The following is a 25,901-nucleotide window of genomic DNA, read 5'->3' as shown; positions in this document are numbered from 1 at the left end:
CGGTCGGGCACCCCGCCTGGCCGAGGCACCCATGCTGCTCCCCGACCTCCTGCACACACTGGCCGACCTCACGGCAACCGAGCCACGCCCCGAGGCACAGACCACCGCCGAAGGTCTCCGCGCAGCAGCCGACACCGACTTCCCGGCTTGCGCGCCCTCTGCCCTCTCCGCCGGTATCCTCGCCACGGCAGCCCTCCCCGGCCACTCCGCCGCGCGCCTGATCTACGATGCGCATCCCTGGCTCCCCTGGGCCGACAGCCCGATCGCCTCACAGCAACCCACCGACCTCCGCGCGGTCAAGTCCGTGGTCACCCTCCTCGGCCCCGGCGCGCCGATCCGGTCGGAAGCCCTCCTCTTCGGCCTCTTCTACCAGGCCCCCGGCAGCTACTATCCCCTCCACGCCCACAACGCCGCCGAGACCTACACGATCCTGTCCGGCACCGCTCACTGGCAGGCCGGGGACCAGCGCCTGACCCTTGCCGCGGGCCAACACATCCACCACCCGCCGAACCTCCCCCACGCCATGCACGCGGGTCCCGACGGCTTCCTTGCCCTTTGGCGCTGGTCCGGCGACATCGGGTTCGAGAGCTATCGGATGCTCCCCGACCCCGACGCCTGACCGGCCTTGCAGCTTGCCTATGTAACAAATACTCCGGGGGTCCGGGGGTAGCACCCCCGTGGCACAACCCAGGACCCGACGCATGCACCTCTACGCCATCGGCGACATCCACGGTCACATCGACCTCCTCCGGGCCGCGCATGACCTCATCGCCACCGACATGGCCCGCCATGGCAAGGGCCAGGTCATCCACCTCGGCGACCTCGTCGACCGCGGGCCGGACAGCCGGGGCGTCGTCGACCACCTGATGCAGGGCATCGCGGCCGGCGAGGACTGGATCGTCCTGAAAGGCAACCACGACCGGATGTTCTGGCGCTTTCTGCGCGACCCACATGAGCCCGAACCGGGACTGCGCGCCGACCTTGGCTGGCTGCACCCCAAGCTGGGCGGCCCCGATACCCTGCGGTCCTACGGCGTCGTGAATGCCGCCGACCGCCCGACCACCAAGGTCCATGTCGAGGCGCGGGATCTGGTGCCGCAGGCGCATCTCGACTTCCTTGCCACGCGGCCGAGCCTCTACCGGGCGGGCGACTGCATCTTCGTCCACGCAGGCATCCGTCCGGGCATCGCGCTGGAACAGCAGACCGAGACCGACCTCGTCTGGATCCGCGAGCCCTTCCTGTCCGAGGCCACCAGCCATGGCCCGCTGATTGTCCACGGCCATACCTCCATCGACGCCGCCACCCACTACGGCAACCGTCTGAACCTCGACTCTGGCGCGGCCTATGGCGGCCCCCTGTCCGCCGTGGTGATCGAAGGCCGCGAGGCGGCGCTGCTGACCCCGCAAGGGCGGGTCAAGCTGCCCGTTCCAAACCTGGCGCACCACCAGCGATGAGCGACCGGACGGGAGCGAAGAGCAACGGTCAGGGATGCTCCCGCCGGATCAGCCGCTTGACCGACCGGCCGCCGAGATAGCCGAAGACCACCGTGGCCAGCCCCACAACTTCGGCAATTGCCGGGCCTTGGGGGATGCCGCGGACGACCAGCGCCACCGCCATCAGGCCAAAGCCTCCCGCGCTGATCCACAGCCAGAACCACAGCTCGCGCCGCGTCGGGCAAAAGCGCCAAGGGTTCTTGTCATCCATTCCTCTGCCTTCCGCAACTTGGCCACAGGGCGCGAAATTTCTTTTCCGCCCCGGGATTACCGCACTTTACCAGGGTCCGCCCACATGATTGCGTGTCGCGATGATCGACAGCCGCAGCCAGACCCGCCTCACCCCGATCCTCATCACGCTGGGGATCATCCTTCTTACGGCCGCCTATCTTCTCTGGATCGGACGTGAGCCAATCTGCAAATGCGGCTATGTCAAGCTCTGGCACGGAGAGGTGGTCAGCTCCGAGAATTCGCAGCACATTTCCGACTGGTACACCCCCAGCCACATCATCCACGGCTTCCTGTTCTTCGGCGCGCTTTGGCTTGTCGCCCGCAAGCTCAGCTTTGGCTGGCGCCTGGCCATCGCCACGCTGGTCGAATGCGCCTGGGAGATTGTCGAGAATTCGGATGCGGTGATCGAACGCTATCGCACCGTGACCATCTCGCTGGATTACTTCGGCGATTCCGTCCTGAACACTGTCTGCGACGTTCTGGCGATGATCCTCGGCTTTTGGCTGGCCTCGAAGCTGCCGGTCTGGGTGACGGTCGCGCTGATGATCCTGTTCGAGGCAGTCACGATTCTGATCATCCGCGACGGGCTGGCGCTGAACGTTCTGATGCTGCTCTACCCGCTGGACTGGGTGGCGGAGTGGCAGGCGGGACGCTGACGCTCTAGACCCGCATCCGCCGCAATGACACAAGCGCCGCCACGCTGACCGCCACCAGGAGGCCAGCGGCAAGGACGAAGAACCCCCGCTCGCCCAGCGTCGCACTCAGCGGGGCCAACAGCAGGGGCGTGCAGATCGCGCCCACCAGACCCGAGGCGACAATGGTCGGTGGCACCCGCAGGTCCTCGCCCATCTTGCCGCTGGCGGTGACGTAGAAACCCGGGAAGAACACTCCGGCCGAGGCCCCCATCGCGACGAAGAAATAGGCGGGCGACACGAACACGGCCCCCAGCGCAAACAGGGCGGCAGACCCGACGGCCACGGTGTAGAGGACAAACGGCTCGACCCGATGCGCCACGAAGATCAGGGCGACGCGGGCCAGCAGGAAGACGACGAAGAAGGCGCTGAGGAGCTGCGACGCCGTCTCCTCGGCGATCCCCGCCCGGATCAGCGCGGTGGGGCCGAGGCCCGCAAGGCTGGCCTCCATCCCGATGGCGACCATGCCGAAGGCAAGGATTGCCCAGTGCGGCCGAAACGCCTTCACCTCGCCCGACTGCACCACGCCCTCGCGCCCCGCGGCCCCCGCGCCCAGCCAGATCGCCGCCAGCACCAGCGCCACGATCCCGAAGGCCCAGGCCGGGTCGCTGCCCAACCAGACGAAGACCAGCGGCGCCGCAATCGCCCCCACCCCGAAGGTCGCATTCAGAAGGCTCAGCATCGACGGCCCCTTGGCCCCGAACGCCCGCATCACGCGCGGATTGAACACCGCCGTCGCCATGCCGTAGCCCATCCCGAAGACGACCCCGCCCGCCAGCGTTACCCACCAGTTCGGGCTGGTGGCCATCAGCCCGGTCCCCGCCGCCATCACCGCCAGCGTATGCCGCGGCCCGACCAGCGCGCCCTTGAAGAACATGAAGCCCACGCCGACGAAGCAGCCGACCCAAAGCAGCGCCACGAACAGGCCCGCCTCGGCCTCGCCCAGGGCAAAGTCGCGCACATAGACCGGCAGCGCCGGCCCGAACAGCGACTGCCCGGCCCCCATCATCACGAAGGTTGCGACACCGACGAACAACAGGCCGGCATGGGCCCGGATCAGGTCTTTCAAGGCTGGTCTCCCGCTGACCCGCCTGACTTCCCCCGCCGGTCCGGCACTGTCAATGCCGCCCGTGACGTGACGTCGTCTCTGCAACTCACTGCGGATCGTGCAGACTGCGCCAAACCCCGGAGGCCCCCATGACCGACATCCACATCCTCTCTGCCGCCCGCACCGCTATCGGCGGCTTTGGCGGGTCGCTTGCCCAGATGCCGCCCATCGACATCGCCACCCATGCCGCGAAGGCCGCCTTGGCGCGCGCCGGGGTGGACCCCGCGCAGATTGGCCAGGTTGTCATGGGCCATGTCATCAACACCGTACCCCGCGACATGTACCTGTCCCGCGTCATGGCGATGAACGCTGGCATTCCCGAGACGACGCCAGCGATGAACGTCAACCGCCTCTGCGGGTCCGGCGCGCAGGCCATCGTATCGGCCGTCCAGGCGCTGATGCTCGGCGACGCCGAGATGGCGCTGGCCGGGGGCGCGGAATGCATGAGCCGCTCGCCCTACATCCTCCCCGCCGCGCGCTTCGGCCAGAAGATGGGCGACACCCGCGCCTTGGACATGATGACCGGCGCGCTGACCTGCCCCTTTGGCACCGGCCACATGGGCGTGACGGCCGAAAATGTCGCCGCAGCCCACGGCATCAGCCGCGAGGATCAGGACGCCTTCGCGCTGGAAAGCCAGACCCGCGCCGCCCGCGCCATCGCCGAGGGCCGGTTCGAAAGCCAGATCGTCGCGGTGGAGGTCGGCGGCAAGAAGGGCCCCGCGACCTTTGCCGTGGACGAACACCCAAAGTCCACCAGCGCAGAGGCCCTGGCCGGTTTGCGCCCCGCCTTCCAGAAGGACGGCACGGTCACGGCGGGCAACGCCTCGGGCATCAACGACGGGGCGGCGGCGCTGGTCCTGTCTCGCAACGCAAACGGCTCCCGCGCCCGGATCATGGGCTATGCGCTGGCCGGGGTCGACCCGAAGGTCATGGGTATTGGCCCGATCCCGGCGGTGCAGGCGCTGTGCAAGAAGCTGGGCGTGAAGGCCCAGTCCTTCGACGTGGTGGAATCCAACGAGGCCTTCGCGGCCCAGGCCATCGCCGTCTCGCGCGTGCTGGACCTTGATCCCGCCAGCGTGAACCCGAACGGAGGGGCCATCGCCCTTGGTCACCCGGTCGGGGCAACTGGCGCGATCCTGGTCGTGAAGGCCCTGCACGAGCTGGAACGGACCGGCGGCAAGACCGCCCTCGTCACCATGTGCATCGGCGGCGGCCAGGGCATCGCGCTGGCCATCGAGCGCGCCTGACGCCTCCTCGTTCGACTTCGTCTCCTCGTCGGAGGTCGCGATGAGAAGCCGAAGGCGCACGACGAGCCGCCCCCTCAGCGCACCCGAACCTGCACCCGGTCCGACCGCCCTTCGGCGTCGATCACGCTCAAGGTCACGAAGCCCGCCCCCGGCATCGCCAGCATCGCCTCGCGCGCGTCGGACCCGACGACCACCGGCACCCCGTCCGCCAGCCAGGTGAACGGCGCGGTCCCGCCCGCGACCTTGACCTTGAGGCCCGCTGCCAGCAGTTCCACTTCCGCCCCGTCCGGGGGGAAGGCCACCGCAGGGGCGTCCGCCTCTGCCTCGAACACCGCGGACCGCGACTTGAACCGCTGCAGCGGCAGCGGCAGTTCGGCGTTGGCGACCAGCAGGGTCGAGGCCGGTGCCGGCGGTTGCGGGTCAAGCTTGCCCTTCAGCCGGTTGAAGGCCTGGAACAGCACCGGCGCCGCTACGTCCGCCCCGAAGGCCCCCGGCACCGGCGTCCCGTCCGCACGGCCCATCCAGACACCCACCACATGCTTGCCATCAAACCCTATCGCCCAGGCATCCCGATGCCCGTAGGAGGTTCCGGTCTTGTAGGCCAGCCGGTTCGACGGCGCGCCGGGCGGAGGGGCCAGACCGGCCAGAATGTCCCCGACCTGCCAGGCCGCGACCTCGGACACCAGCCGCTGCCCTTCGGCGCCCTCGGCATCCAGCCGCCAAATGAGCGGTCGGGCAACCCCGCCCCGTGCCAGGGTGCCGTAAAGCTGCACCATGTCGGACAGCGATACGCCAACTCCGCCCAGTGCAATCGCCAGCCCGGGCTGGTCGCCCGGGAACACCGGCTGCATCCCCGCCTTCTCCATCGCCGAGATCAGCTTGGCCGGTCCCAACGCATCGGTCAGTTCCACCACGGGAATGTTGCGCGACAGCTGCAACGCCTCGCGCATCCGGATCGTGCCCATGTACAGCTTGTCGAAGTTCTGCGGCGCGTAAGCCCCGAATGACATCGGCTTGTCGTCGATCATCGTCTCGGGGTGGCCCAGCCCCTCATCGAAGGCCAGCGCATAGACCAGCGGCTTCAACGTCGACCCCGGGGATCGCAGCGCCTGCGTCATGTCGACGAACCCCTGCCGCAAGTCCGCCTGATAGCCCGCCGAGCCGACCGAGGCGAGGATCTCGCCCGAGGCATGGTCGGCCACCAGAATGGCCACCTGCAGACGTTCGCCCTTGCCTTCGACCGACTCCAGCGCCAGGGCCTCAAGCTTCTTCTGCAGATCGCGGTCCAGCGTCAGCCGGTGCGTCCCCGCCTGCGGCGCCTCGTCCCGCGACCGGTCGGCAAGATGAGGTGCAAAGGCCGGAAAGGGTTTGCGCAGGCCCGGAACCACTTCGCGGCGGGCCGCTTCGGCCTCGTCCGCGTCGATCACGCCTTCGCCGACAGCCCGGGCCAGCACCCGGTCGCGCGCGGCCTCTGCGCGGTCGGCAGCGCGGTCCGGACGGCGGGATTCGGGGGATTGCGGGATCGCGACCAACAGCGCCGCCTCGGCCGGGGTCAGCCGCTTCGGCTCTTTTCCAAAGTAGGAAATCGAAGCCGCCCGAACCCCCTCAAGGTTCCCGCCAAAGGGTGCTAGATACAGGTAAAGCTGCAATATCTGGTCCTTGGACAACCGCCGCTCCAGCGCCAGCGCGACGCGCATCTGCCGCAGCTTGCCGCCAACCTCGCCGGTCGTACCCTCTTCCAGCAGCCGGGCGACCTGCATCGTCAGGGTCGATCCCCCCGACACGATGCGACCGTTCCAGGCCGCCTGCAGCACCGCCCGCGTCATCGACCGCCAGTCGACCCCGGCATGGTCGCGGAACCGCTTGTCCTCATAGGCCATGAGCATCTTCAGATACAGCGGATCGACATTGTCCGGCGGCAACGCCAGCCGCCAGCGGCCGTCGGCCACCGTATAGGCGCGCAGAAGATCGCCGTCCCGGTCCAGCACCTCGACCGACATTTCCACCGCCAGAGGCGGCAGGATCGTGGCGTCGATCCAGACGTCGAAGCGGTCGCGGCCAAAGCCGGCAAGCCAGAGGCCCATCGCCAGCGTCAGAACCCAGCGCCCAAGCCGCACGCCTCGGGCCGGGGCCGAAAATTCTTCGGCGAAGAATCTTCTTCCCCGGACCAGGATGCGCATCCCCTGCCCCACGACTTACGGCGTGATCGTCAATGTCCCGGTCTCGCTTCTCGCCCTGAAGTCCGGCCGATACATGTCCTCGACCGAGGCTGCCGGGTGGTGGAACGTGCCCGGACTGACCGCCCGCACCACATAGGCCAGCTTGAACGGCTGGTCCGAGGACCAGTCCACCGCCGTCAGGAACCGGTCCTGCCGGAACTCGCTATGGGCGACGTTCTGCAACGTATCCAGCCACGACAGTTCCGACGTCGACCCCGCCGACATCAGGTTCGGGTTGTCGATCTCGAACCCCGCAGGCAACGGATCGCTGACCATCAGCCGAGCCTCGCCATAGCTGAACGGAGTGACCTCCAGCACCGTCACCAGCCGCGTTCCCGCCGCCACGCTGCCCGGAGCGACTTCCTCGCCCGACATCGTGTAGTAGGTCCGCGTGATGGCATAACCGTTGCCGCCCGCCGGTTCCGGTTCCGAAGGCACACCGTAGGTGGTGACAGTAACCGTCGTATCCGCCCCGTCGTTCTTGACCACGACCGGCGTCACCGCGCCCGCGTCCAGCACCCGCACCAGGGGCCCATCGGCAGGCTTGCCGTCCATGGTGATGCCTTCGGCGCCCGGCCGGTCGATCAGCGCATTCGTGGCCAACAGCGCCCAGGTCAGCTCCTGCGTCGACAGGTTTTGGCCTTGGGTCGCGATCCGGTCGGTCAGCGCCTCGCGGTCCACCGCCTGGCTGCCAGCCTCCACCGCCAACGTCAACAGCGCCGCCGCGTCGCGATACCGGGTGCCATAGTCCACCCGCCAGACCTGGCCGACCTCGGGCTGCAGCGCCTCCATCTTGGCGACGGCCTTGCGGAACATCGAATCGGCCCGTGCCTGGTCGCCGTAAGAGGCCAGCGCCGCCCCCAGCTGCGCCATCGCGATGGGGGTGGAGAAATCGTCCCCCTTCACATCGACGTAATAGCGCAGGTCGCCCACCGCCGCCGCACCTTCACGCGCCAGCACCATCAGCGCATAGGCCAGCGCCTCACCGCCACCATTGGCCTCAGCACTGAAGTCGGGCGCATAGTTCACCTGGTTGCGCAGGTTCGACAGCGCCGACTTGAACGCGATGTCCGGCACCTGATAGCCCTGCGCCTTGGCCCGGCTCAGGAAGTCGGTGACATAGGCGTCCAACCAGAAATCGCCCTCGCCCGGACCCCACAGCCCAAAGCCGCCCGTGGAAGACTGGTTCGCCAGGATCTCCACCACCGCCTCGTCGATGCGCTTCTGGATGTCTGCGGCGCCCTTCAACTCCATCACCTGCGCGACTTGGTCGAAGTAGAGCAGCGGCAGCGCCTTGGACGTCATCTGTTCCGTGCAGCCATAGGGATAGCGGTCCAGCGCCGCCAGCAGGCCCGGAGCGTTCAGCCGCGCCAGCGGCCCAACTGCCATCGTGGCCTTGCCCGAGCCCGGAACCAACCCGGCAAAGACGTTCTCGTCAAAGGTAAAGCTTTGCCCGCTGGCCAGTTCCAACCGGCTGATCTTCGCCACCTCCGGGTCGTTCACCTGCACCGGGATCGTCAGGGTCTTCTTCAAGACCTTGCCATCCGGCGTCGTCAGGCTGATGTCGATGGTGTCCACCCCGACATCCCCAGCCGTGACCGGCACCTCGAACACCGCCTTGGCCTTGTCGCCCAGGTCAAAGCCCGACGGCACCTCGCCCAATGTCAGGCCATTGGCCGCCACATCCAGGCTCATCCGGCCCGAGGGTCCGGTGGCATGGACGATCTCCAAGAGAAGCCGCGACTGGTCGCCCGGCGACAGGAAGCGCGGCACAGAGGCCGTCACCACCACCGGGTCGCGCACCAGCACATCGGCTGACGCTTGCCCGACCCCGGTCTTCGACCACGCAACCGCCATCACCGTCACCGTGCCGTTGAACGACGGCAGGTCAAAGGACGCACGAGCATAGCCATCCGCGCCCACCGTCACCGGGCCGGTGAAATAGGCCACCAGTTCCTCTGTGGGGGGTGGAGCCTGCAACCGCGCTTGCGCGCCTGCGTCACCACCCGAGCGGACCTCGCCCGTCGCGCCGTTCAGCCCGTCGATCAACCGGCCATAGATGTCGCGGATGCCGACACCCAGACGCCGCTGGCCGAAATAGTGGCCCTGCGGATCGGGGGCCTCAAAACCGGTCAGGTTCAGGATGCCCACATCCACCGTCGCGATGGTGACATAGGCCGTCTCGCCCGCCGTCACGCCATCGACCTTGACCGCCACGTTCAGCGGCCCGCGCGGGGCGGCTTCCGCAGCCACTTCCAAGGTCGCCGACAAGGCCCGGGCACCCGGGTCAATCGAGGCATGGGTCAGCCCCAAGGCCCGCGCCGGGTTCCGCCCCGCCGCCACATCCATCGGGCGCAGCGCGGACGCCGTCACATAAACCCCCGCGCCCCATTCGTCGGTGACCGGAAGCTGGATCAGGTTCTCACCTTCCTTCACCTCGACCGCCTGCATCGAAACAAGGCGGTTCGACAGCACCGTCACCAGCGCCGTCCCCGCCGCCCGCGGAACGATCCGCAGGGTCGCCGTCTCACCCGGCTTGTAGGCCGGTTTGTCCAGGGACAGTTCCAGCGTGTCCGGCGTGGCCGAAGCGTCTGCCGGGGCATACCAGCCCGCATAGAACTCCATCGAGCTTGCCGACTTCCCGCCGTCCCGGCGCTCCACGACGATCTCGTAGCTGCCCCAGTCCACATCGGCGGCGATCTCCACCGGGACGGACCCCAGCGTCGCATCGCCCTCCATCACCATCTCGCGGCTGACCACCGGCTCCCAGTTCCAATTGCCGTAGCTTTGGTACCACTGATAGTCGTATTCGACGCGGGAGACCTTCCAGTGCACCGGCAGGTCAACCAAGGCCTCGCCCGCGCCGACCGCGATCAACTCAAAGCGCGCCTGGCCACCTTCGGCTGTGACACCGTCGAACAGCGGCTTGATCCCGATCATCGGGTCGGCAGGCGACAGCGCCTTGGTGACCGACCGTTCCACCGGACGGCCCGAACCTTCGGCGACCCGCACGGTGATCTTCGCCTCCAGCGGGCGGAACGGGTCTGCGACCTGCGGCAAGTAAACCGGCAGGACAGCATTCCCCGCCTCATCCGTTTCGCCCCCGTCCAGCGACGACATCTGCGCGCTGAAGGCCTGGTCGTGCCGCCCGAAGACAAAGCCCGGGAACTTTTCCAATCCAGAGGCAGCGCGGAGCAGCACTTCGCCCTCGATGGCCAGCCCAGCGCCCGGCGCGCCGAACAGATAGCGCGCGGCGATGTTCAGATCGACAGGCTCGGACCCCAGCGCCAGCGGCGTGTCGGCCATGGTCAGGTCAAAGTCGATCCGTTCCGGCAGGAAATCCTCGACCAGGAAGGTCTTCGAGGTCAATGCCGGGGCTTCTAGGTCGGCATACATCTCCAGCCGCCAGACACCGCGCGGGACAGACCCGGCGATGGGCAGCGCAAAGACATGCCCACCCGCGCCCTGATCCTCGACCAGCTGGCGCGAATACTCCACGCCATCGGGCCGTGACAGCACTGCCGTCAGCGGCAGGCCTTCGACAGCCTTCTGTTCCGGGTCCCGCGCAAGGGCGGTGACATAGACCGTCTCACCGGCGCGGTAAGCGCCCCGGTCCGTGGTCACGAAGACATCAACGGGAGGCGCCGCCTCGCGCCCCTCGACCCCACGGTCGGACAGATCGAACTCCGGATCGGTCAGCGACAGGAAGGCAATGTCTGTGTCCGCCTCCTTCACCACCACCATCGCCGGGGCAGACCCGCCCGTGCCGCGCGTCAGACCCGCGTCGAACCGGGCATAGCCCTGATCATCGGTCGTGGCAGTCCCCAGCACTGTGTTGGCGCGGTTCAGAAGCTCAACCGTCACCCCGGGCTTGGCCCCCGCCGTCCCAAGCGAGCGGACAAAGACATGTAGCCCGTCCACCCCCGACATCGTCGTGACCCCAAGGTCCGAAATCACGAACCACTGCCAACCCGGCGGAATGGTGTAGGGATCCACCCCCGGCACCTCGGCCTTCAGCGCGTAGATGCCCGCCGACAGACCCTCCAGCGCCTCGCCCATCGGCAGGCGGGTGGTGACGTCCTTGTTCACCTCCTGCGCCACCGTGGCTTCGCCGTTCCACAACACCTCGCCCACCGTGTCGGCGAAATACTCCTCGGAATAGACGTTGATCGGCGCGCCGAAATAATAGTCCTGGATCGACCGCAGCAGGTTCCGGTCAGTGACCCGGTACAGCGTCAGGTCCAGCTTTTCGGTGTTCACCGTCTGCACCGGCAGCGCCGCATCGCCCGCCTTCGGCAGAACATAGCCCCGTCCCGGAAACTTCACCCCGGGCGAGCGGTCGCGGATGTACTGGCTGATCTCGACCGACTTGGCCATCGTCTGCCCATCCGCCGCCGGCAACCCCTCGCGGAAGGTCACCGCATAACGCTTGCCATGCTCAATCCCCGCCACGCACAGCTGCCGCCAGCCGCCGTTTTCCACGACGAGGCCCGGTTCAGTCAGCTGGACAAAGGTGGAATAGTCCTGCCCGGATGCCACCAGATCCTCCGAGAACGTCACGCAGACCCGTGGCCGCGCCAGATCGGACTGCACCAGCGTCTCGACAATCCGGAAGCCATACTTCCCGATCGCATCGTCCAGCAGCGCCGCCGTATCCGTCCGGTCCTGCAGCGACTGCGCCAGACGCAGGGCCTGCACCGTTTCGCGGCCCCGGCCGTTGCGTTCCAGCACATCGCCCATCACCACCAGGATCGAATGCCGCAGCGCCGGGTTCTCGGCCCGCAGGTACGCGTTGATCGACGACAGGAAGGCCTGATTGAAGAAATAGCCCGACTGATTGCTGTCCGCGATCCCGGCCTGCAACTGTCGCCGCGCAAACTCGCCCCAGGTCGCCGCATCGTCGGTCAGGTTCAAGGCTGCCCCGGTGAAGGCCGCTGCCTCCGCCCAGCTGTTTCGCGCCTCGGCCTCGGCCGCAGCCGCCAGATGCTCCTCGGCGCTCCACGGACCCGTGGTATGCTGCCGCCCCAGGCCCAGCGCCTGGTCAAAGGCCGGCTGGATATCCCAATCCTGCAGGAACGCCAGTTCCCCCCGCCGCGCCTTCGCCGCCTCGATGACGCCCGCATCCGCCTCGATCACAGTGGCCGAATAGGCGCCTGCAAAGAACTCGCCCGCGCCCGGACCGTTCTTGACGAAACAGGACCCGTTCTTGGTGTTGAACACATAGGCCGTGCAGCGCGCGTTGGTCAGGCAGGCCCGCTCGCAAGCCTCGATCGTGGTGTCGAAGACGCTGGCGACATCGCCCCCCGGCAGGTCCTGGTCCTGGGTCACGACGAATCGCCGCTCGGGGATCAGGTCTTGCGCCTGCGCCAGACCCACGCTGCCCAAAAATGCCGCCGCCACCGCAGCCTTCAATAACCAACGCATCAAAATGACTCCCTTGTGGATTGTCCCGACTGTCGCATGGGCCACCCCACACAGGCAAGCCGCGAGACCCGTTCGGCGTTAAGGCTTGGTTCATTTTGATCGGCGAGGGTAGTCGCGAATACCGGATGTCGGCACCCGCCGCGCCGCAGGGTCAGGACGCATGGATCTCTCGGAACGTCTCGTGAAGGAACGGCGCGCAAGGCTTGCCGCCGAACGCCTTCTCGAACAGAAAAGCCGCGAACTTTTCGCCGCGAACGAAAAGCTCGCGATCCACGCCCGCAGCCTGTCGGACCAGATCGTCGAACAGCGTCAGGTGGTGAAATCCGCCCTGTCCGAGGCTGAGCTTCTGAAATCCCAGAACACCCGCTTTGTCGAGGATCTGGACCGCGCCCACACCGCCGCCGTCATGGCCGAGCGCAGGCTCTGGGATGCGCTGGAAACGATCAACGACGGCTTCGCCGTTTTTGACAGCGCCAAGCGGCTGGTCAGCGCCAATGCCGCCTGGCTTGCCCCCCTGCAGGGCAAGGTCATCGCCCCCGGCTGCCCCTACGAAGACATCATCCGTTACGCGGCCGAAACCGTCATCGACCTCGGCGACGACACGCCCGATGACTTCGTCGCACGAATGATGACCCGGATCGAGGGCGACCGGATCGAACCCGTCACCGTCAAGCTGCGCAACGGGTCCTGGGTCAGGATCCAGGAACGCCGCGCGCGGGACGGCGACCTCGTCTGTCTAGCCGTCGACATCACCGAACAGATGCGCATCTGGGCCGCCATCGACGTGCTGCCCGATGCCTTCGTCCTTTTTGACAGGGAGGAACGTCTATTGGCCTGCAATCAGCGTTACCGCGAAATGTTCCCCGACAGCGCCCCGCTCATGCAGCCCGGCGTCACTTTCGAAGACCTCTTGCGCCATGGCTTGAAGAACGGCCATGTCCCCCAGGCCGTGGGGCATGAGGAAGACTGGCTCGCCGACCGCCTCGCGCATTTCCGCGCTGCCGACACGATTGCCGAAAACACGCTGGCCAATGGCAGGGTGATCCTCGAATCCGACCACGTCACCCCCGATGGTGGCCGCGTCGGCCTGCGCACCGACATCACCGCGATCCGCGAACAGCAGGCCCAGCTTGAATCCGCCCGAACGGCGGCCGAGGCCGCGAACCGCGCCAAGTCGGCCTTCCTGGCGAACATGAGCCATGAGATCCGCACCCCGATGAACGGTGTCGTCGGCATGGCGGAACTCCTGTGCGACACGGCCCTGTCCGAAGAACAGCGCCTCTTCGCAGAAACCATCCGCTCCTCGGGCGAGGCGCTTCTGGTCATCATCAACGACATTCTCGACTATTCCAAGATCGAGGCCGAGCGTCTGACCCTGCGCCCCGAACCCTTCGACCTTGAACGCACGATCCACGAGGTGACGATGCTCCTCCAGCCCCGCGCGCGGGAAAAGGGCATCGACCTGATGATCGACTTCGACATGTTCCTGCCCACCCGCTTTGTCGGCGACCCGGGCCGGTTGCGACAGGTGCTGACCAACCTGATCGGCAATGCGGTGAAGTTCACCGAAACGGGCCATGTCCTGACCCGCGTTGTCGGCGTCGATGCCGAAGACGGCAGCCAGACCCTGCATGTCACCGTCGAAGACACCGGAATCGGCATCGCACCGGAATTCCTTGACCACATCTTCGGCGAATTCAACCAGGTCGAGGATGAACGGAACCGCAAGTTCGAAGGCACCGGCCTTGGCCTCGCGATCACGCAACGGCTGATCGAACACATGGGCGGCGCAGTCTGGGTCGACAGCGACCTTGGCCAGGGCTCCAGCTTCGGCTTCCGCGTCACCCTGCCGGTGGCCGAGGATTCGGCCCCGGTGCAGGTGCCGGTCGCGGTCAGGCGGGTGATCGCGGTCGACGACCAATTCATCAACCGCACGATCCTGGAACGCCAGCTTGCCCCCTGCGGGATCGAGGTCACGCTCTGCCGCTCGGGCGCCGAGGTGCTGGAACGGCTGGCAAAAGACCCGGCCTATGACGTGGTGCTGACCGACCATGCGATGCCGGACATGGACGGGGTGCAGCTCCTGGACAATATCCGCGTCGCGGGCCACACACTGCCGGTGATGCTGCTGTCATCGAACCCCACCGGCCTTGGCACTCTGGCCCATGACTTCGCGGCGATCCTGCAAAAACCGATCCTGCGATCCGACCTCTATCGCCATCTGCAGGGCCTGACCGCCCCGGCCGTCGAGGCAGCCGCGGATGTTGCCCCGTTAGCCCAGATAGATCTGCGCCAGATGCGGGTGCTCGCGGCCGAGGACAACAAGACGAACCAGCTCGTCTTCCAGAAGATGGTCCGCGACATGGACATCGACCTGCGCTTTGCCGACAACGGCCGCCTCGCGGTAGAGATGGTCCCGGATTTCCAGCCAGACCTGATCTTCATGGACATCTCAATGCCCGAGATGGACGGCAAGGAAGCTGCCCGCACGATCCGCGCGATGGGGTCAAAGGTGCCAATCGTCGCGCTGACCGCCCATGCCATGGACGGCGACGCCGAGGCGATCCTTGCGGCCGGGATCGACCGCTACCTGACGAAACCCCTGCGCAAGACCGCCATCGAAGGCGCGCTGGCCGAATACTGCCCAAAGGCAGCGCGCGCGCCTGTCACAGCCCCAGCCGAAGACGCGGCATGACCCGCCCTTCCCCCCGCCTTGTCCCGCCCCACCCGGACCAGCTCACCTGACAAATCTGCATTTGCCCATGTCCAAATACTCTGGGGGTCCGGGGGCTAGCCCCCGGCGGGCTGCCAAGGGGCGCGCCGGTTGGTTGACAAGAGCTGAATGCCCACGCCCAAGCCATTGATAATGCAAGACCGCAAATGCCTGTCCTGCGTGGACACCCCCGCAGTCAGGCCCCCCGCAGCACGGCCAGAAAGGCCTCCCCGAACCGCTCCACCTTCAGCTGTCCCATCCCCTGGATCGCCTGCAGTTCCGCCAGGGTCGAAGGCCGCCGCTCCGCGATGGCCCGCAATGTCGAATGGGAGCAGGTCAGGTATTTCCCCGTCCCGTCCTCACCCCGCACCAGGTCCAGCTGAACCTCTGCCAGCCGGTCGAACAGCGCCCCCTCCGGTCGCCCCGCCAGCTTCATCCGCGCCGGATGCAGCCCCTCCGTCGACCCGGTGATGACCTCCAGGAAAGCCGCCCCATAGCTTTCCAGCTTCCGCGCGCCCACCCCCGTGATCCCCGCCATCTGGTCCAGCGTCGCAGGCTTCCGCTCCGCCATCTCGATCAGCGTCTTGTCCGGGAAGACAACATAGGCCGGCACGTTCTGCGCCTCGGCCAGCGCCCTCCGGCGGGCCTTCAGAAGAGCCAGCAGCCCCAAGTCCTCCTCCGCGACCTGAGCCCTCACCACCGGCTCCCGCTCCCCTGCAGCCACCACAGTATCCCGGCGCAGGGTCACTGAAGCCTCACCCCGGAGAACCGGCCGCGCGGCGTCGGTCATCCGCAGCGCCCCGTGCCGGTCGGGGTCGGGGCGCACAAGGTCGCGCCCCATCATCTGCCGGAACACGGCGCCCCAGGCGGGTTTCGACAGGTCGCGGCCAACGGCAAAGGTCGGCAGCTGGTCGTGCCCGCGTTCGCGGACCTTCTCGGTCGCGGTGCCGGTCAGGATGTCGATCAGATGCCCCGCCCCGAACCACTCCCCCGTCCGCAGGATCGCCGACAGGGCCTTGCGCACCGCCTCGGTCGCGTCGAACAACTGCGCCGGCCGGTCGCAAAGATCGCAGTTGCCGCAGGGCTCCGCCTGTTCCCCGAAGTAGCCCAAGAGCACCTGCCGCCGACAGCCCAAAGACTCGGCCAGACCCAGGAGGGCATTCAGCCGGGCATGATCTGCCGCCTTCCGGTCCCCCGGCGCCGCGCCTTCGTCGATCTGCGACCGCCGCAGGCGGATGTCGTCGTGGCCGTAAAGGGTCATCGTCTCGGCAGGCGATCCGTCGCGACCTGCGCGGCCAATTTCCTGATAGTAGCCCTCGATCGACTTCGGCAGGTCGGCATGCGCCACCCAGCGGATGTCGGGCTTGTCGATCCCCATCCCGAAAGCGATCGTCGCCACTACGATCAGCCCGTCCTCGCGCTGGAAGCGGGTCTCGACCTGGCGGCGCTCCTCGGCCTCCATCCCGCCGTGATAGGCGACCGCCTCGTGCCGCGCCTCGCGCAGCGCCTGGGCCAGCGTCTCGGTCTTGGCCCGGGTCGCGCAGTAGACGATTCCGGATTGACCCCGCCGGGCCGAGGCAAAGCGCAGGATCTGCTCGCGCGGCTTGTCCTTGACCGCGAAGGCCAAGTGGATGTTCGGCCGGTCAAAGCCGCGCAGGAAGGTGACCGGGGCCTCGCCGTCGAACAGCCGGGTGACGATCTCGGCCCGCGTCTCCTCATCCGCCGTTGCGGTGAAGGCGGCCAGCGGCACCCGCAAGGACCGGCGCAGCTCGCCGATCCGCAGGTAGTCGGGACGGAAGTCGTGGCCCCATTGGCTGACGCAATGCGCCTCGTCCACCGCGATCAGGCTGCACTTCGCCCGCCGCAGCAGACCCAGAGCCGAGGCCGAAGCCAACCGCTCCGGCGCCATGTAGAGAAGCTTGAGCCGCCCTTCGTCGATAGCCTGGAAGACCTCCTCGGTCTCCTCCTCCGTATTGCCCGAGGTCAGCGCGCCGGCCTCGACTCCCGCCGCCCGCAAGGCGCGGACCTGGTCGCGCATCAGGGCGATCAGCGGAGAGATGACGACCGTCACCCCGTCCCGGCACAGGGCGGGCAGCTGGAAGCACAGGGACTTCCCGCCCCCCGTCGGCATGATGGCCAACGTGTTCCGCCCCTCCAGCACCGATTGCACGATCTCGGCCTGTCCGGGCCGGAAGTCCGGGAAACCGAAGACGGAATGCAGGAGGTCTGCCGCGCGGTCCACCGCACCGTCTCCGGGATCAGAGGAACAGTGCGATGTTGTTCGACAGGATGATCTCAAGCGCGTAGATCGCGATCAGCACCACCAGCGGCGACAGATCAAGCCCGCCCATCGCAGGCAGGATGCGGCGGATCGGGCCGTACAGCGGTTCAAGCAGCCGGTTCAGCGCGAACCAGACCTGCTGGACGAAGGGCTGGCGGATGTTCAGCACCTGGAAGTTGATCAGCCAGCTCATGATGAAATGCGCGAAAACGAAGAACTTGGCGATGCCGAGGATCAGCATCAGGATTTCGTAAAGCGACGTCATCGGGCACTCCATCTGGACTTCGCCACAGGTAGCGGCAGGGGCGGCGAAGGGCAATGGTTTCCGCAGCGTTCCGCTTGACGCCGCTGGCCACCCGGTCCACCCATGCCGCCGAACCGGAGGCCCCAATGTATCCCTTCCTGCGCATGTTCAAGGAACTGGCCCGCGCCCGGCGGATGCCGGAACTTGGGCTGTTCGACACCCATGTCAGCCATCACCTCTGCTGGCCCTGGGACCTTGACCCCTGGGTCGAACTGAACAACGGCCGCACGCTGACGCTGTATGACCTGGGCCGCCTGCCCTTGGGGGCACGGACCGGCCTGCACCGGGTTCTGAAGGCGAAAGGCTGGGGGATGACGGTGGCGGGGTCGTCCGTGCGCTACCGGCGGCGGGTCACGATGTTCTCGCGGCTGACGACCTACAGCCACTGCCTTGGGTGGGACGCGCGGTTTCTATATACCGAGCAATCGATGTGGACGGGCGAGGACTGCGCTTCGCAGGTGCTGATCCGGTCAGCCATCGTGGGCAGCACGAACGGCGCGCGAACCGGGATCGTGCCGCCGTCCGAACTGGCCGTCGCACTTGGGGCCGCTCCGGAAAGCCCGCCGCTTCCCGACTGGGTCGAGGCCTGGATCGCCGCCGAAGCCACCCGCCCGTGGCCGCCCCGACGCTGACCCAGCGATGAGCAAGCGCCAGCGCCGCGAAGAGCCGTCCCTTGCGCCAGCGCCCGTTTCCGGGTTCACTTCGCGGAAAAACAGGGGGCAGTCATGGCAAGCGCGCGGCAGCGGATCTGGGGCTGGTACTTCTTCGACTGGGCCAGCCAACCTTACAACACGCTTCTCCTGACCTTCATCTTTGGCCCCTATTTCGCCGAGGTCGCCCGCGGGCACTACATGGGCACGGGCCTTGACGAAGAGGCCGCGAAGGCCGCCGCCCAGGCCTATTGGGGCTGGGGACTGGCCATCGCCTCGTTCGCCATCGCTATCCTGGCGCCGATCCTTGGCGCCATCGCCGACGGCACCGGGCGACGGCTGATCTGGGTCTGGACCTTCTCGCTCTTCTACGTCGTGGGGTCGGCCGGCCTGTGGTGGGTAGCCCCGGGCGGTGGCGAGGGGATGCTGCTGTGGGCAGTCTGCCTGTTCGGGATCGGCTTCATCGGGATGGAGTTCGCAACGATCTTCACCAATGCGCTGATGCCCTCGCTGACCCAGGCGGATGATCTGGGGGCAATCTCGGGCTCGGGCTTTGCCTTCGGCTATCTTGGCGGCCTCCTGGCGCTGGTCATCATGCTGCTGTTCTTCGCCGAAGGGGCGGACAGCGGCCAGACCCTGCTGAAGACCGAACCGCTGTTCGGACTGGACCCGGAAGCCCGTGAGGGGACCCGTTTCGTCGGCCCCTTCACCGCGATCTGGTTCGTCGTCTTCATGATCCCGTTCTTAATGTGGGTGAAAGAGCCGCACACCGACCGCCGCCCGCTGCATCTGGGCCGCGCCTTTGCCAGTCTTAAAGACCTGATCCGGTCCTTGCGGTTCCGGCGCAGCCTTGCTGCCTATCTTGCCTCGTCGCTGTTCTACCGCGACGCGCTGAACGCACTTTACGGCTTTGGCGGTGTCTATGCCTCGGGTGTCCTTGGCTGGTCTATCATCCAGATCGGCATCTTCGGGATCGTGGGCGCGGTGACCGCGATGGTCGCCGCCTTCATCGGCGGACGCGCCGACCGGGCCTTCGGGCCGAAGCCGGTGATCGTGCTGTCGATCATTGTGCTGATCTTCGTCTGCCTGTTGATTGTGGGGATGAGCCGGGAAAGCGTCTGGGGCATTCCCCTGGACCCGGCCTCGGGCGTGCCGGACCAGATCTTCTTTGCCTGCGGCGCGCTGATCGGTGCGGCGGGCGGCTCGCTTCAGGCGGCAAGCCGCACCATGATGGCCCGCCACACCACCCCCGACCGCGCGACCGAGGCTTTCGGGCTTTTCGCCCTGTCCGGCAAGGTCGCCAGTTTCATGTCTCCCGCGCTGATCGCGCTGGCCACCACGATCAGCGGATCGCAGCGGATCGGCATTGCTCCGCTGGTTGTGTTGTTCCTGATCGGACTTCTTCTGCTAGTCTGGGTCAGACCCAAAGGTGAGTTGCCCGCATGACACTGACGCGCGTCTTTCTTCTGACCCTGCTGCTCGCCGCCCCGGCCCAGGCCGAGAAGCTGGCCAACAAGCTGTTCGGCGCGATGGCGGAACCGTCGAACCAGGACTCAATGCCGATCGGCAGCTATGCCAAGGGTTGCGCGGCGGGAATGGTGGAACTGCCGGAAACCGGGCCGACGTGGCAGGCGATGCGCCTGTCGCGCAACCGCAACTACGGCCAGCCCGAGATGGTGCAGTTCCTGATGGACCTGTCGGGTACCGCGCGGGACATCGGCTTTGGCCGTGGGCTTTACATCGGCGACATCAGCCAGCCACGGGGCGGGCCGATGACCAGTGGCCATGCCAGCCACCAGATCGGGCTTGATGCCGACATCTGGATGCTGCCGCCGCGCCGCCTGGACCTGTCCGAGGCCGAACGTGAGGAGATCAGCAGCATCCCCGTCCGTTCGGCCGACCAGCGCTCGGTCACGGAAAACTGGACCCGCACCCACCGTGAGCTTCTGAAAGCGGCCGCGCTGGACCCGCGCGTCGACCGGATCTTCGTGGCCGCCGCCGTCAAGATCGAGATGTGCAAGACCGCCAAGCGGGCGGACAAGAAGTGGCTGCAGAAGATCCGCCCCGTCGCGGGCCATGACACCCATTTCCACGTCCGCCTGAAATGCCCCAAGGGCGCGCGGCTGTGCGAGACACAGACCCCCACCGTCGATGACCTGTCCAAGGGCGGCGACGGCTGCGACGAGACGTTGATGTGGTGGGTGACCGACTACCTGAACCCGCCCAAGTCCGACGGGAAAAAGCCCAGAGAAGATGACGCGCCCAAGAAGAAAGGCCCGCGTGAGTTCACGATGGCCGACCTGCCGAAGCAGTGCAAAGGCGTGCTCGCATCCGATTGACAGGCAATGACGGCGGGTATAGGCCGCCCCCGCCCCGGGTCCCGGGGCCAAGTCTCCGCGACCTTGTCAAAACGGATATGACCATGCGCATCCTGATCCCTGGCGTTCTCGCCATGACGGCGATTGTCGTCGCCTCGAACATCCTTGTCCAATACCCGCTTGGCACCTTCCTGACCTGGGGGGCCCTGACCTATCCCTTCGCCTTCCTCGTCACCGACCTGACCAACCGGCTGGAAGGCCCGGTCGCCGCCCGCCGCGTGGTGCTGGCGGGATTTGCGGTCGGGATCGTCTGTTCCTTCATCGGCACCCAGATCATGGGCGAATTCGGCCCGCTGGTCACCTTCCGCATCGCGCTGGGGTCGGGGCTGGCTTTCCTTTGCGCCCAGCTTCTGGACATCGCCGTCTTCAACCGGCTGCGGGAGGGCAGCTGGTGGAAGGCCCCGCTGATGTCGACCCTGTTCTCCTCGACGCTCGACACCGCGATCTTCTTCACCACTGCCTTTTCGGCGACGCTTGTCTTCCTTGAGCCCGCAAACGACGTGTCCTGGGCGACCGCTGCGGCCCCGCTTCTGGGCGTTGGCCCCGAGGCTCCGTTCTGGGTCTCGCTGGCGGTTGGTGACTGGCTGATCAAGCTTCTGCTGGCCTTGGTAGCATTGTTGCCGTTTAGATTGGCAGTTGCGAAACTCGGCGCAAAGGTTGCGTGATTTGTTTTGACAAACACAAAATCTGTGGCAGGCTCACCTCATCGGCAACCATTTGAAAGGAGGTGATCCAGTGTCTAGAGTGATATTGGAGAGAGGTGTCGGGACAGTCGGGAGGAGTATTTTCTAAGGGCAGCCCCTGGAAAATAGACCACTGATTGGATTTGGATGCCCTAACTGGCCCATCTCCTTGGATCTCGGAAAGGGTTGCCTGAGCAGGGCAACCCTTTCTCTATTTCTCCGGCGAATTCTTCGTGGCCCAAAAAGTCTTCGGCGAAAATTTTTGGGGTCGCACCGGGGACCACGTCACGCCATAACCTGACCATGCTGCACATCACCGAAACCCTAGCCATCGCCGAATGGGAACTGACCGAAAGCTTCATGCGGGCTTCGGGTCCCGGCGGGCAGAACGTCAACAAGGTCTCGACGGCGGTCGAACTGCGCTTCGAGGCGGAACGGTCGCCCCATCTTGCCCCCGGGGTGAAGGCGCGGCTGAAGAAACTGGCCGGGCGGCGCTGGACGACCGAAGGTGCCATCGTCCTGCAGGTCGAGGATACCCGCAGCCAGGCCCAAAACCGCGAGATCGCCCGCGAGCGTCTGGTCGAACTGATCCGCGCCGCGCTGGTGGCCCCCAAACGCCGGATCGCTACCAAACCCACGCTGGGCAGCCAGCGCCGTCGCATTGCAGCCAAGACCGCCCGGGGCGAGGTGAAGGCGCTCCGCGGCAAGGTCGGGGACGAAGAATGACCCCCGCCGAAGAGGCCGCTGGTCACTGGGAGGGCCGCATCCTCCGCCTGCTCCGCGACCGCGAGAACCATGTGTTCGAGATGGAGACCCCGCAGGGTCGCGCCGCCCTGCGCCTGCATCGCGCGGGCTATCGGTCCCCCGCGGCCATCCGGTCCGAGCTTTGGTGGTGTGCGGAACTGGCGAAGGCCGGGCTTCCCGTCCCCGCCGCCCTGCCCACCCGGGATGGCACGTTTCTGGTGCCGCTGTCGGACGGCCGCCATGCCTCGGTCATCGCCTGGATGGAGGGTGATGCCCTGGGCGAGGCGGCGCGTCCCTTCACCCGGCCGCTGCCCGAGGTGCTTGACCTTTACCAATCGCTTGGCGCCCTACTTGCCCAGGTCCACAGCGTGACCGACGGGCTGATCCTGCCGCCCGACTTTACCCGTCCGCGCTGGGATCTTGACGGACTCGTCGGGGAAAGCCCGCTCTGGGGCCGGTTCTGGGAGCATCCCGCCGCCAGTCCCGACCAACGCGCCATGCTGATCCGTGCCCGGGATGCACTGCGCGAAAGGCTGTCCGGAGAGATCGGCCTGATTCACGCCGACGTGCTGCGCGAGAATGTATTGGTGAACGGTCGTTCGGTATCCCTGATCGACTTCGACGACTCTGGCTTCGGCTTTCGCCTGCATGACCTTGGCACCGCGCTGCTCCAGACTGTCGAGCATCCCGAGCACCCGCAACTGCGCGATGCACTGATGGCAGGCTACGGCACCAGCGATGTCGCGATGGTCGAAGCCTTCACCCTGGCCCGCACGCTTGCCTCGGTCGGTTGGACGATGCCAAGGCTTGAACCGGGTGATCCGATCCACAAAAGCCATCTCAAGCGCGCCATGACCTGCGCTGGACGGGTATTGAATCGCTTGTGACAGGGTTTGCGAATGGATATTCACCGCGGCAGGTAACAGCGGCGTGACGATTCCATGACAGACCAGACCACCCCCCCGGTCAACCAGTGGAAGACGCTGGACAAGGATCTTGCCCGGTTCAGCCAGCTTGAAGCCGCGACCGCCGCCATCGGTCGCCCGGTGGTGGCCATTGGCATCGCCTTCGTCTTCGTCGTCGTCTCGGCCCTGGTCGCCTTCGTGCTGACTGGCCACCAGTCGGGCAATCTTGTCATCGTCGTCGCGGCGGCCTTCGGCGCCTATATGGCGCTGAACATCGGCGCGAACGATGTCGCCAACAACATGGGTCCGGCGGTCGGCGCCAAGGTGCTGACCATGGGCGGCGCGATCCTGATCGCCGTCGTCTTCGAGACCGCCGGCGCGCTGATCGCCGGGGGCGATGTGGTCAACACGATCTCCGGCGGGATCGTCGCCCCCGAAGCGGTGGACGAGCCAAAGGTCTTCGTCTGGGCGATGATGGCGGCACTGATCTCGGCGGCGCTTTGGCTGAATCTGGCAACCTGGCTGGGCGCGCCGGTCTCGACCACCCACTCCATCGTTGGCGGGGTGATGGGGGCGGGGATCACGGCGGCGGGCTTTGGCGCGGTGGACTGGGGCAAGATGGGCCAGATCGCCGCCAGCTGGGTGATCTCTCCGGTGATGGGCGGCGTGATCGCGGCGCTGTTCCTGGCCTTCATCAAGGCCAAGGTGAACGACGTCCCCGACAAGATCGGCGCGGCCCGGCGCTGGGTCCCCTTGCTGATCGGGATCATGGCCGGGGCCTTCGCGGCCTACCTGGCGATGAAGGGGCTGAAAAAACTGTTCGACGTCTCGCTGGGCAATGCGCTTCTGATCGGCCTTGTCATCGGGGTGGTGACGACCCTTGTCATGCGCCCGATCATCCACCGTCAGTCCGAGGGGATGGAGAACCGCAAGAAATCGCTGAAGAAGCTGTTCGGCGTGCCGCTGATCCTGTCGGCCGCGCTTTTGTCTTTTGCCCATGGCGCAAACGACGTCGCCAACGCGGTCGGGCCGCTGGCAGCCATCGTCCATGCCGTGCAGGACCATGGCACCGCCGACAAGGTCTCGATCCCGCTCTGGGTGATGCTGATCGGGGCTTTCGGGATTTCCTTCGGCCTGATGCTGTACGGTCCGAAGCTCATTCGCATGGTCGGGCAGGAAATCACCAAGCTGAACCCGATCCGCGCCTATTGCGTGGCGCTGTCGGCAGCGATCACCGTCATTATCGCATCCTGGCTGGGGTTGCCTGTGTCCTCGACCCATATCGCGGTGGGCGGGGTATTCGGCGTCGGCTTCTACCGCGAATGGGAGGCCGAGCGGAAAGCGCGCGCTCTGAACCTGCAGAAGGGCACGCCGGTGATGCCCGAGGAGCGCCGCCGCCGCAAACTGGTGCGCCGCGCACATGTCCTGTCGATCGGGGCGGCCTGGATTATCACCGTGCCATTGACGGCGGGTCTGTCGGCGCTGGTCTTCCTGGCCTTGCGCGCGATCGGCTAGACCAGAACCTCCTGCACCTGCTGCTCGCCCACGCCGAACACCCGCTTGTAACGCTCGATCTGGTCTGCCGGTCCCATCGCCTTGGCGGGATTGTCCGACAGCTTGACCGTCGGCCGTCCGTTCGCCGACAGCGCCTTGCAGACCAGGCTGAACGGCGCCAGCGCGTCATTGGCAACCAGACCCCGAAAATCGTTCGTCAGCATCGTGCCCCAGCCGAAGGACACCTTCACCCGCCCGCTGAACTGGGCGTACAGCTCTTCGATCTTCTCGACATCCAATCCGTCCGAGAAGATCACCAGCTTCTTCGTCGGGTCCTCGCCGCGTTCCTTCCACCAGCGGATCGCCGTCTCGGCGCCCTTGGCCGGGTCACCAGAGTCGATCCGGATCCCGGTCCATCCCGCCAGCCAATCGGGCGCGTTCTTCAGGAACCCCTCGGTGCCATAGGTGTCGGGCAGCATGATCCGCAGGTTGCCGTCATGCTCTTCGTGCCAATCCGCCAGAACGCGGTAGGGCGCCTGGCGCAGTTCTTCGTCGGTATCGGCCAAGGCGCTGTAAACCATTGGCAATTCATGCGCGTTGGTGCCAATGGCCTCGATGTCGCGGCGCATCGCGATGCGGCAGTTCGAGGTGCCGATGAACTGCGCGCCCAGCCCCTCTTGCATCGCCTGCACGCACCAGTCCTGCCAGAGGAACCCGTGCCGTCGCCGCGTGCCGAAATCGGCGATCCGCAGGCCCTCGATCCGGCGCAGCCGCTCGATCTTTTCCCACAGCCGCGTCATGGCGCGCGCGTACAGCACCTGCAGCTCGAACTTGCCCATGTCGTTCAGGACCGCACGGCTGCGCAGCTCCATCAGCACGGCCAGCGCCGGGATTTCCCACAGCATCACCTCGGGCCAGCGACCCTCGAAGGTCAGTTCGAACTGCCCGTCACGTTTTTCCAGGTGGTAGGCGGGCAGGCGCAGGCCCTCGAACCACTCCATGAAGTCCGACCGGAACATCTGCCGCTTGCCGTAGAAAGTGTTGCCGCGCAGCCAGGTGCTTTCGCCGCGGGTGAGACTGAGGGACCGGACATGGTCCAGCTGCTCGCGCAACTCGCCCTCGTCGATCAGGTCAGCGAGGCGCACCTTGGTCGAGCGGTTGATGAGCGAGAAAACCACGGTCGTATCCGGCTTGTTCCGGAAAATAGATTGACACATCAAAAGCTTGTAAAAGTCTGTGTCGATCAGCGACCGCACGATCGGATCGATCTTCCACTTGTGGTTCCAGACGCGGGTTGCGATGTCGACCATTGCCTATTCCTCACCTCGAACCGCT

19 protein-coding genes are annotated in these 25,901 nt (G+C 66.5%); 12 read left to right on the top strand and 7 right to left on the bottom strand.

The features are described 5' to 3' along the window. Nucleotides 1–31: 31 nt before the first annotated feature. Together E8M84_RS04945 and E8M84_RS04940 are read left to right on the top strand one after the other, a co-directional pair. Nucleotides 32–619: a dimethylsulfonioproprionate lyase family protein gene (locus tag E8M84_RS04945; RefSeq protein WP_137110046.1), complete on the top strand. Its 588-nt coding sequence runs from the start codon at nucleotides 32–34 to the stop codon at nucleotides 617–619. An 82-nt stretch (nucleotides 620–701) separates the two neighbouring features. Then, nucleotides 702–1,454: a metallophosphoesterase gene (locus E8M84_RS04940; protein WP_137110045.1), complete on the top strand. Its 753-nt coding sequence runs from the start codon at nucleotides 702–704 to the stop codon at nucleotides 1,452–1,454. Between the two features lie 28 nt (nucleotides 1,455–1,482). Here E8M84_RS04940 and E8M84_RS04935 read toward each other — a convergent pair whose 3' ends face one another. Continuing rightward, nucleotides 1,483–1,704, bottom strand: a complete 222-nt coding sequence (locus E8M84_RS04935) for a hypothetical protein (RefSeq protein WP_137110044.1) — start codon at nucleotides 1,702–1,704, stop codon at nucleotides 1,483–1,485. Between the two features lie 100 nt (nucleotides 1,705–1,804). Between E8M84_RS04935 and E8M84_RS04930 the strand changes: the two genes are divergently transcribed. Next, the gene (locus tag E8M84_RS04930) at nucleotides 1,805–2,380 is read left to right on the top strand and encodes a DUF2585 domain-containing protein (protein WP_137110043.1); all 576 of its coding nucleotides are present in this window, start codon (nucleotides 1,805–1,807) and stop codon (nucleotides 2,378–2,380) included. A 4-nt stretch (nucleotides 2,381–2,384) separates the two neighbouring features. Here E8M84_RS04930 and E8M84_RS04925 read toward each other — a convergent pair whose 3' ends face one another. After that, entirely contained in the window at nucleotides 2,385–3,485 is a 1,101-nt protein-coding gene (locus E8M84_RS04925; protein WP_137110042.1) for a sugar MFS transporter, read from the bottom strand. Between the two features lie 128 nt (nucleotides 3,486–3,613). On the opposite strand from E8M84_RS04925, the gene bktB reads away from it, so the two are divergent. Beyond that, entirely contained in the window at nucleotides 3,614–4,771 is a 1,158-nt protein-coding gene (gene bktB, locus E8M84_RS04920; RefSeq protein ID WP_137110041.1) for a beta-ketothiolase BktB, read from the top strand. 74 nt (nucleotides 4,772–4,845) lie between these two features. On the opposite strand, the gene pbpC is transcribed toward bktB, so the two are convergent. Together pbpC and E8M84_RS04910 are read right to left on the bottom strand one after the other, a co-directional pair. Next, nucleotides 4,846–6,855, bottom strand: coding sequence for a penicillin-binding protein 1C (gene pbpC / locus E8M84_RS04915; RefSeq protein ID WP_394347397.1), 2,010 nt, complete (start codon nucleotides 6,853–6,855; stop codon nucleotides 4,846–4,848). A 111-nt stretch (nucleotides 6,856–6,966) separates the two neighbouring features. Then, the gene (locus E8M84_RS04910; protein WP_137110040.1) at nucleotides 6,967–12,414 is read right to left on the bottom strand and encodes an alpha-2-macroglobulin family protein; all 5,448 of its coding nucleotides are present in this window, start codon (nucleotides 12,412–12,414) and stop codon (nucleotides 6,967–6,969) included. A 160-nt stretch (nucleotides 12,415–12,574) separates the two neighbouring features. Between E8M84_RS04910 and E8M84_RS04905 the strand changes: the two genes are divergently transcribed. Continuing rightward, nucleotides 12,575–15,109 (top strand): response regulator, encoded by a 2,535-nt coding sequence (locus tag E8M84_RS04905; RefSeq protein WP_137110039.1) that lies wholly within the window; start codon nucleotides 12,575–12,577, stop codon nucleotides 15,107–15,109. 214 nt (nucleotides 15,110–15,323) lie between these two features. Here E8M84_RS04905 and recQ read toward each other — a convergent pair whose 3' ends face one another. Continuing rightward, the gene (gene recQ / locus E8M84_RS04900; RefSeq protein ID WP_137110038.1) at nucleotides 15,324–17,369 is read right to left on the bottom strand and encodes a DNA helicase RecQ; all 2,046 of its coding nucleotides are present in this window, start codon (nucleotides 17,367–17,369) and stop codon (nucleotides 15,324–15,326) included. Between the two features lie 16 nt (nucleotides 17,370–17,385). Then, nucleotides 17,386–17,673: a YggT family protein gene (locus tag E8M84_RS04895; RefSeq protein ID WP_137110037.1), complete on the bottom strand. Its 288-nt coding sequence runs from the start codon at nucleotides 17,671–17,673 to the stop codon at nucleotides 17,386–17,388. A gap of 125 nt (nucleotides 17,674–17,798) precedes the next feature. On the opposite strand from E8M84_RS04895, the gene E8M84_RS04890 reads away from it, so the two are divergent. The 7 genes from E8M84_RS04890 (at nucleotide 17,799) to E8M84_RS04860 (ending at nucleotide 24,587) form a co-directional block, all read left to right on the top strand. Beyond that, nucleotides 17,799–18,344, top strand: coding sequence for a thioesterase family protein (locus E8M84_RS04890; RefSeq protein WP_137110833.1), 546 nt, complete (start codon nucleotides 17,799–17,801; stop codon nucleotides 18,342–18,344). A 93-nt stretch (nucleotides 18,345–18,437) separates the two neighbouring features. Further along, the gene (locus E8M84_RS04885) at nucleotides 18,438–19,808 is read left to right on the top strand and encodes an MFS transporter (protein ID WP_137110036.1); all 1,371 of its coding nucleotides are present in this window, start codon (nucleotides 18,438–18,440) and stop codon (nucleotides 19,806–19,808) included. Then, on the top strand, nucleotides 19,805–20,701 hold the full coding sequence (mepA, locus tag E8M84_RS04880; RefSeq protein ID WP_137110035.1) for a penicillin-insensitive murein endopeptidase: 897 nt from the start codon (nucleotides 19,805–19,807) through the stop codon (nucleotides 20,699–20,701). Before E8M84_RS04885 ends, mepA begins: the two co-directional genes overlap by 4 nt. A gap of 83 nt (nucleotides 20,702–20,784) precedes the next feature. After that, a complete protein-coding gene (locus E8M84_RS04875; RefSeq protein ID WP_394347384.1) occupies nucleotides 20,785–21,405 on the top strand; it encodes a queuosine precursor transporter in 621 nt (206 codons plus the stop codon). Between the two features lie 321 nt (nucleotides 21,406–21,726). After that, on the top strand, nucleotides 21,727–22,149 hold the full coding sequence (gene arfB / locus E8M84_RS04870; RefSeq protein ID WP_137110033.1) for an alternative ribosome rescue aminoacyl-tRNA hydrolase ArfB: 423 nt from the start codon (nucleotides 21,727–21,729) through the stop codon (nucleotides 22,147–22,149). After that, nucleotides 22,146–23,054, top strand: a complete 909-nt coding sequence (locus E8M84_RS04865) for a phosphotransferase enzyme family protein (protein ID WP_137110032.1) — start codon at nucleotides 22,146–22,148, stop codon at nucleotides 23,052–23,054. The genes arfB and E8M84_RS04865 overlap by 4 nt, the downstream gene beginning before the upstream one ends. Before the next feature lie 54 nt (nucleotides 23,055–23,108). Next, nucleotides 23,109–24,587: an inorganic phosphate transporter gene (locus E8M84_RS04860; RefSeq protein WP_137110031.1), complete on the top strand. Its 1,479-nt coding sequence runs from the start codon at nucleotides 23,109–23,111 to the stop codon at nucleotides 24,585–24,587. Here the strand turns inward: E8M84_RS04860 and pncB are convergent. Beyond that, a complete protein-coding gene (gene pncB, locus E8M84_RS04855; protein WP_137110030.1) occupies nucleotides 24,584–25,876 on the bottom strand; it encodes a nicotinate phosphoribosyltransferase in 1,293 nt (430 codons plus the stop codon). The genes E8M84_RS04860 and pncB overlap by 4 nt on opposite strands. Nucleotides 25,877–25,901: the final 25 nt, after the last annotated feature.

Source organism: Rhodobacter sp. SY28-1 (assembly GCF_005222785.1).
Taxonomy (GTDB): domain Bacteria; phylum Pseudomonadota; class Alphaproteobacteria; order Rhodobacterales; family Rhodobacteraceae; genus Tabrizicola.
The sequence above is the reverse complement of the archived record's forward strand: the minus strand, read 5'-3'. Positions and strand labels throughout refer to the sequence as shown.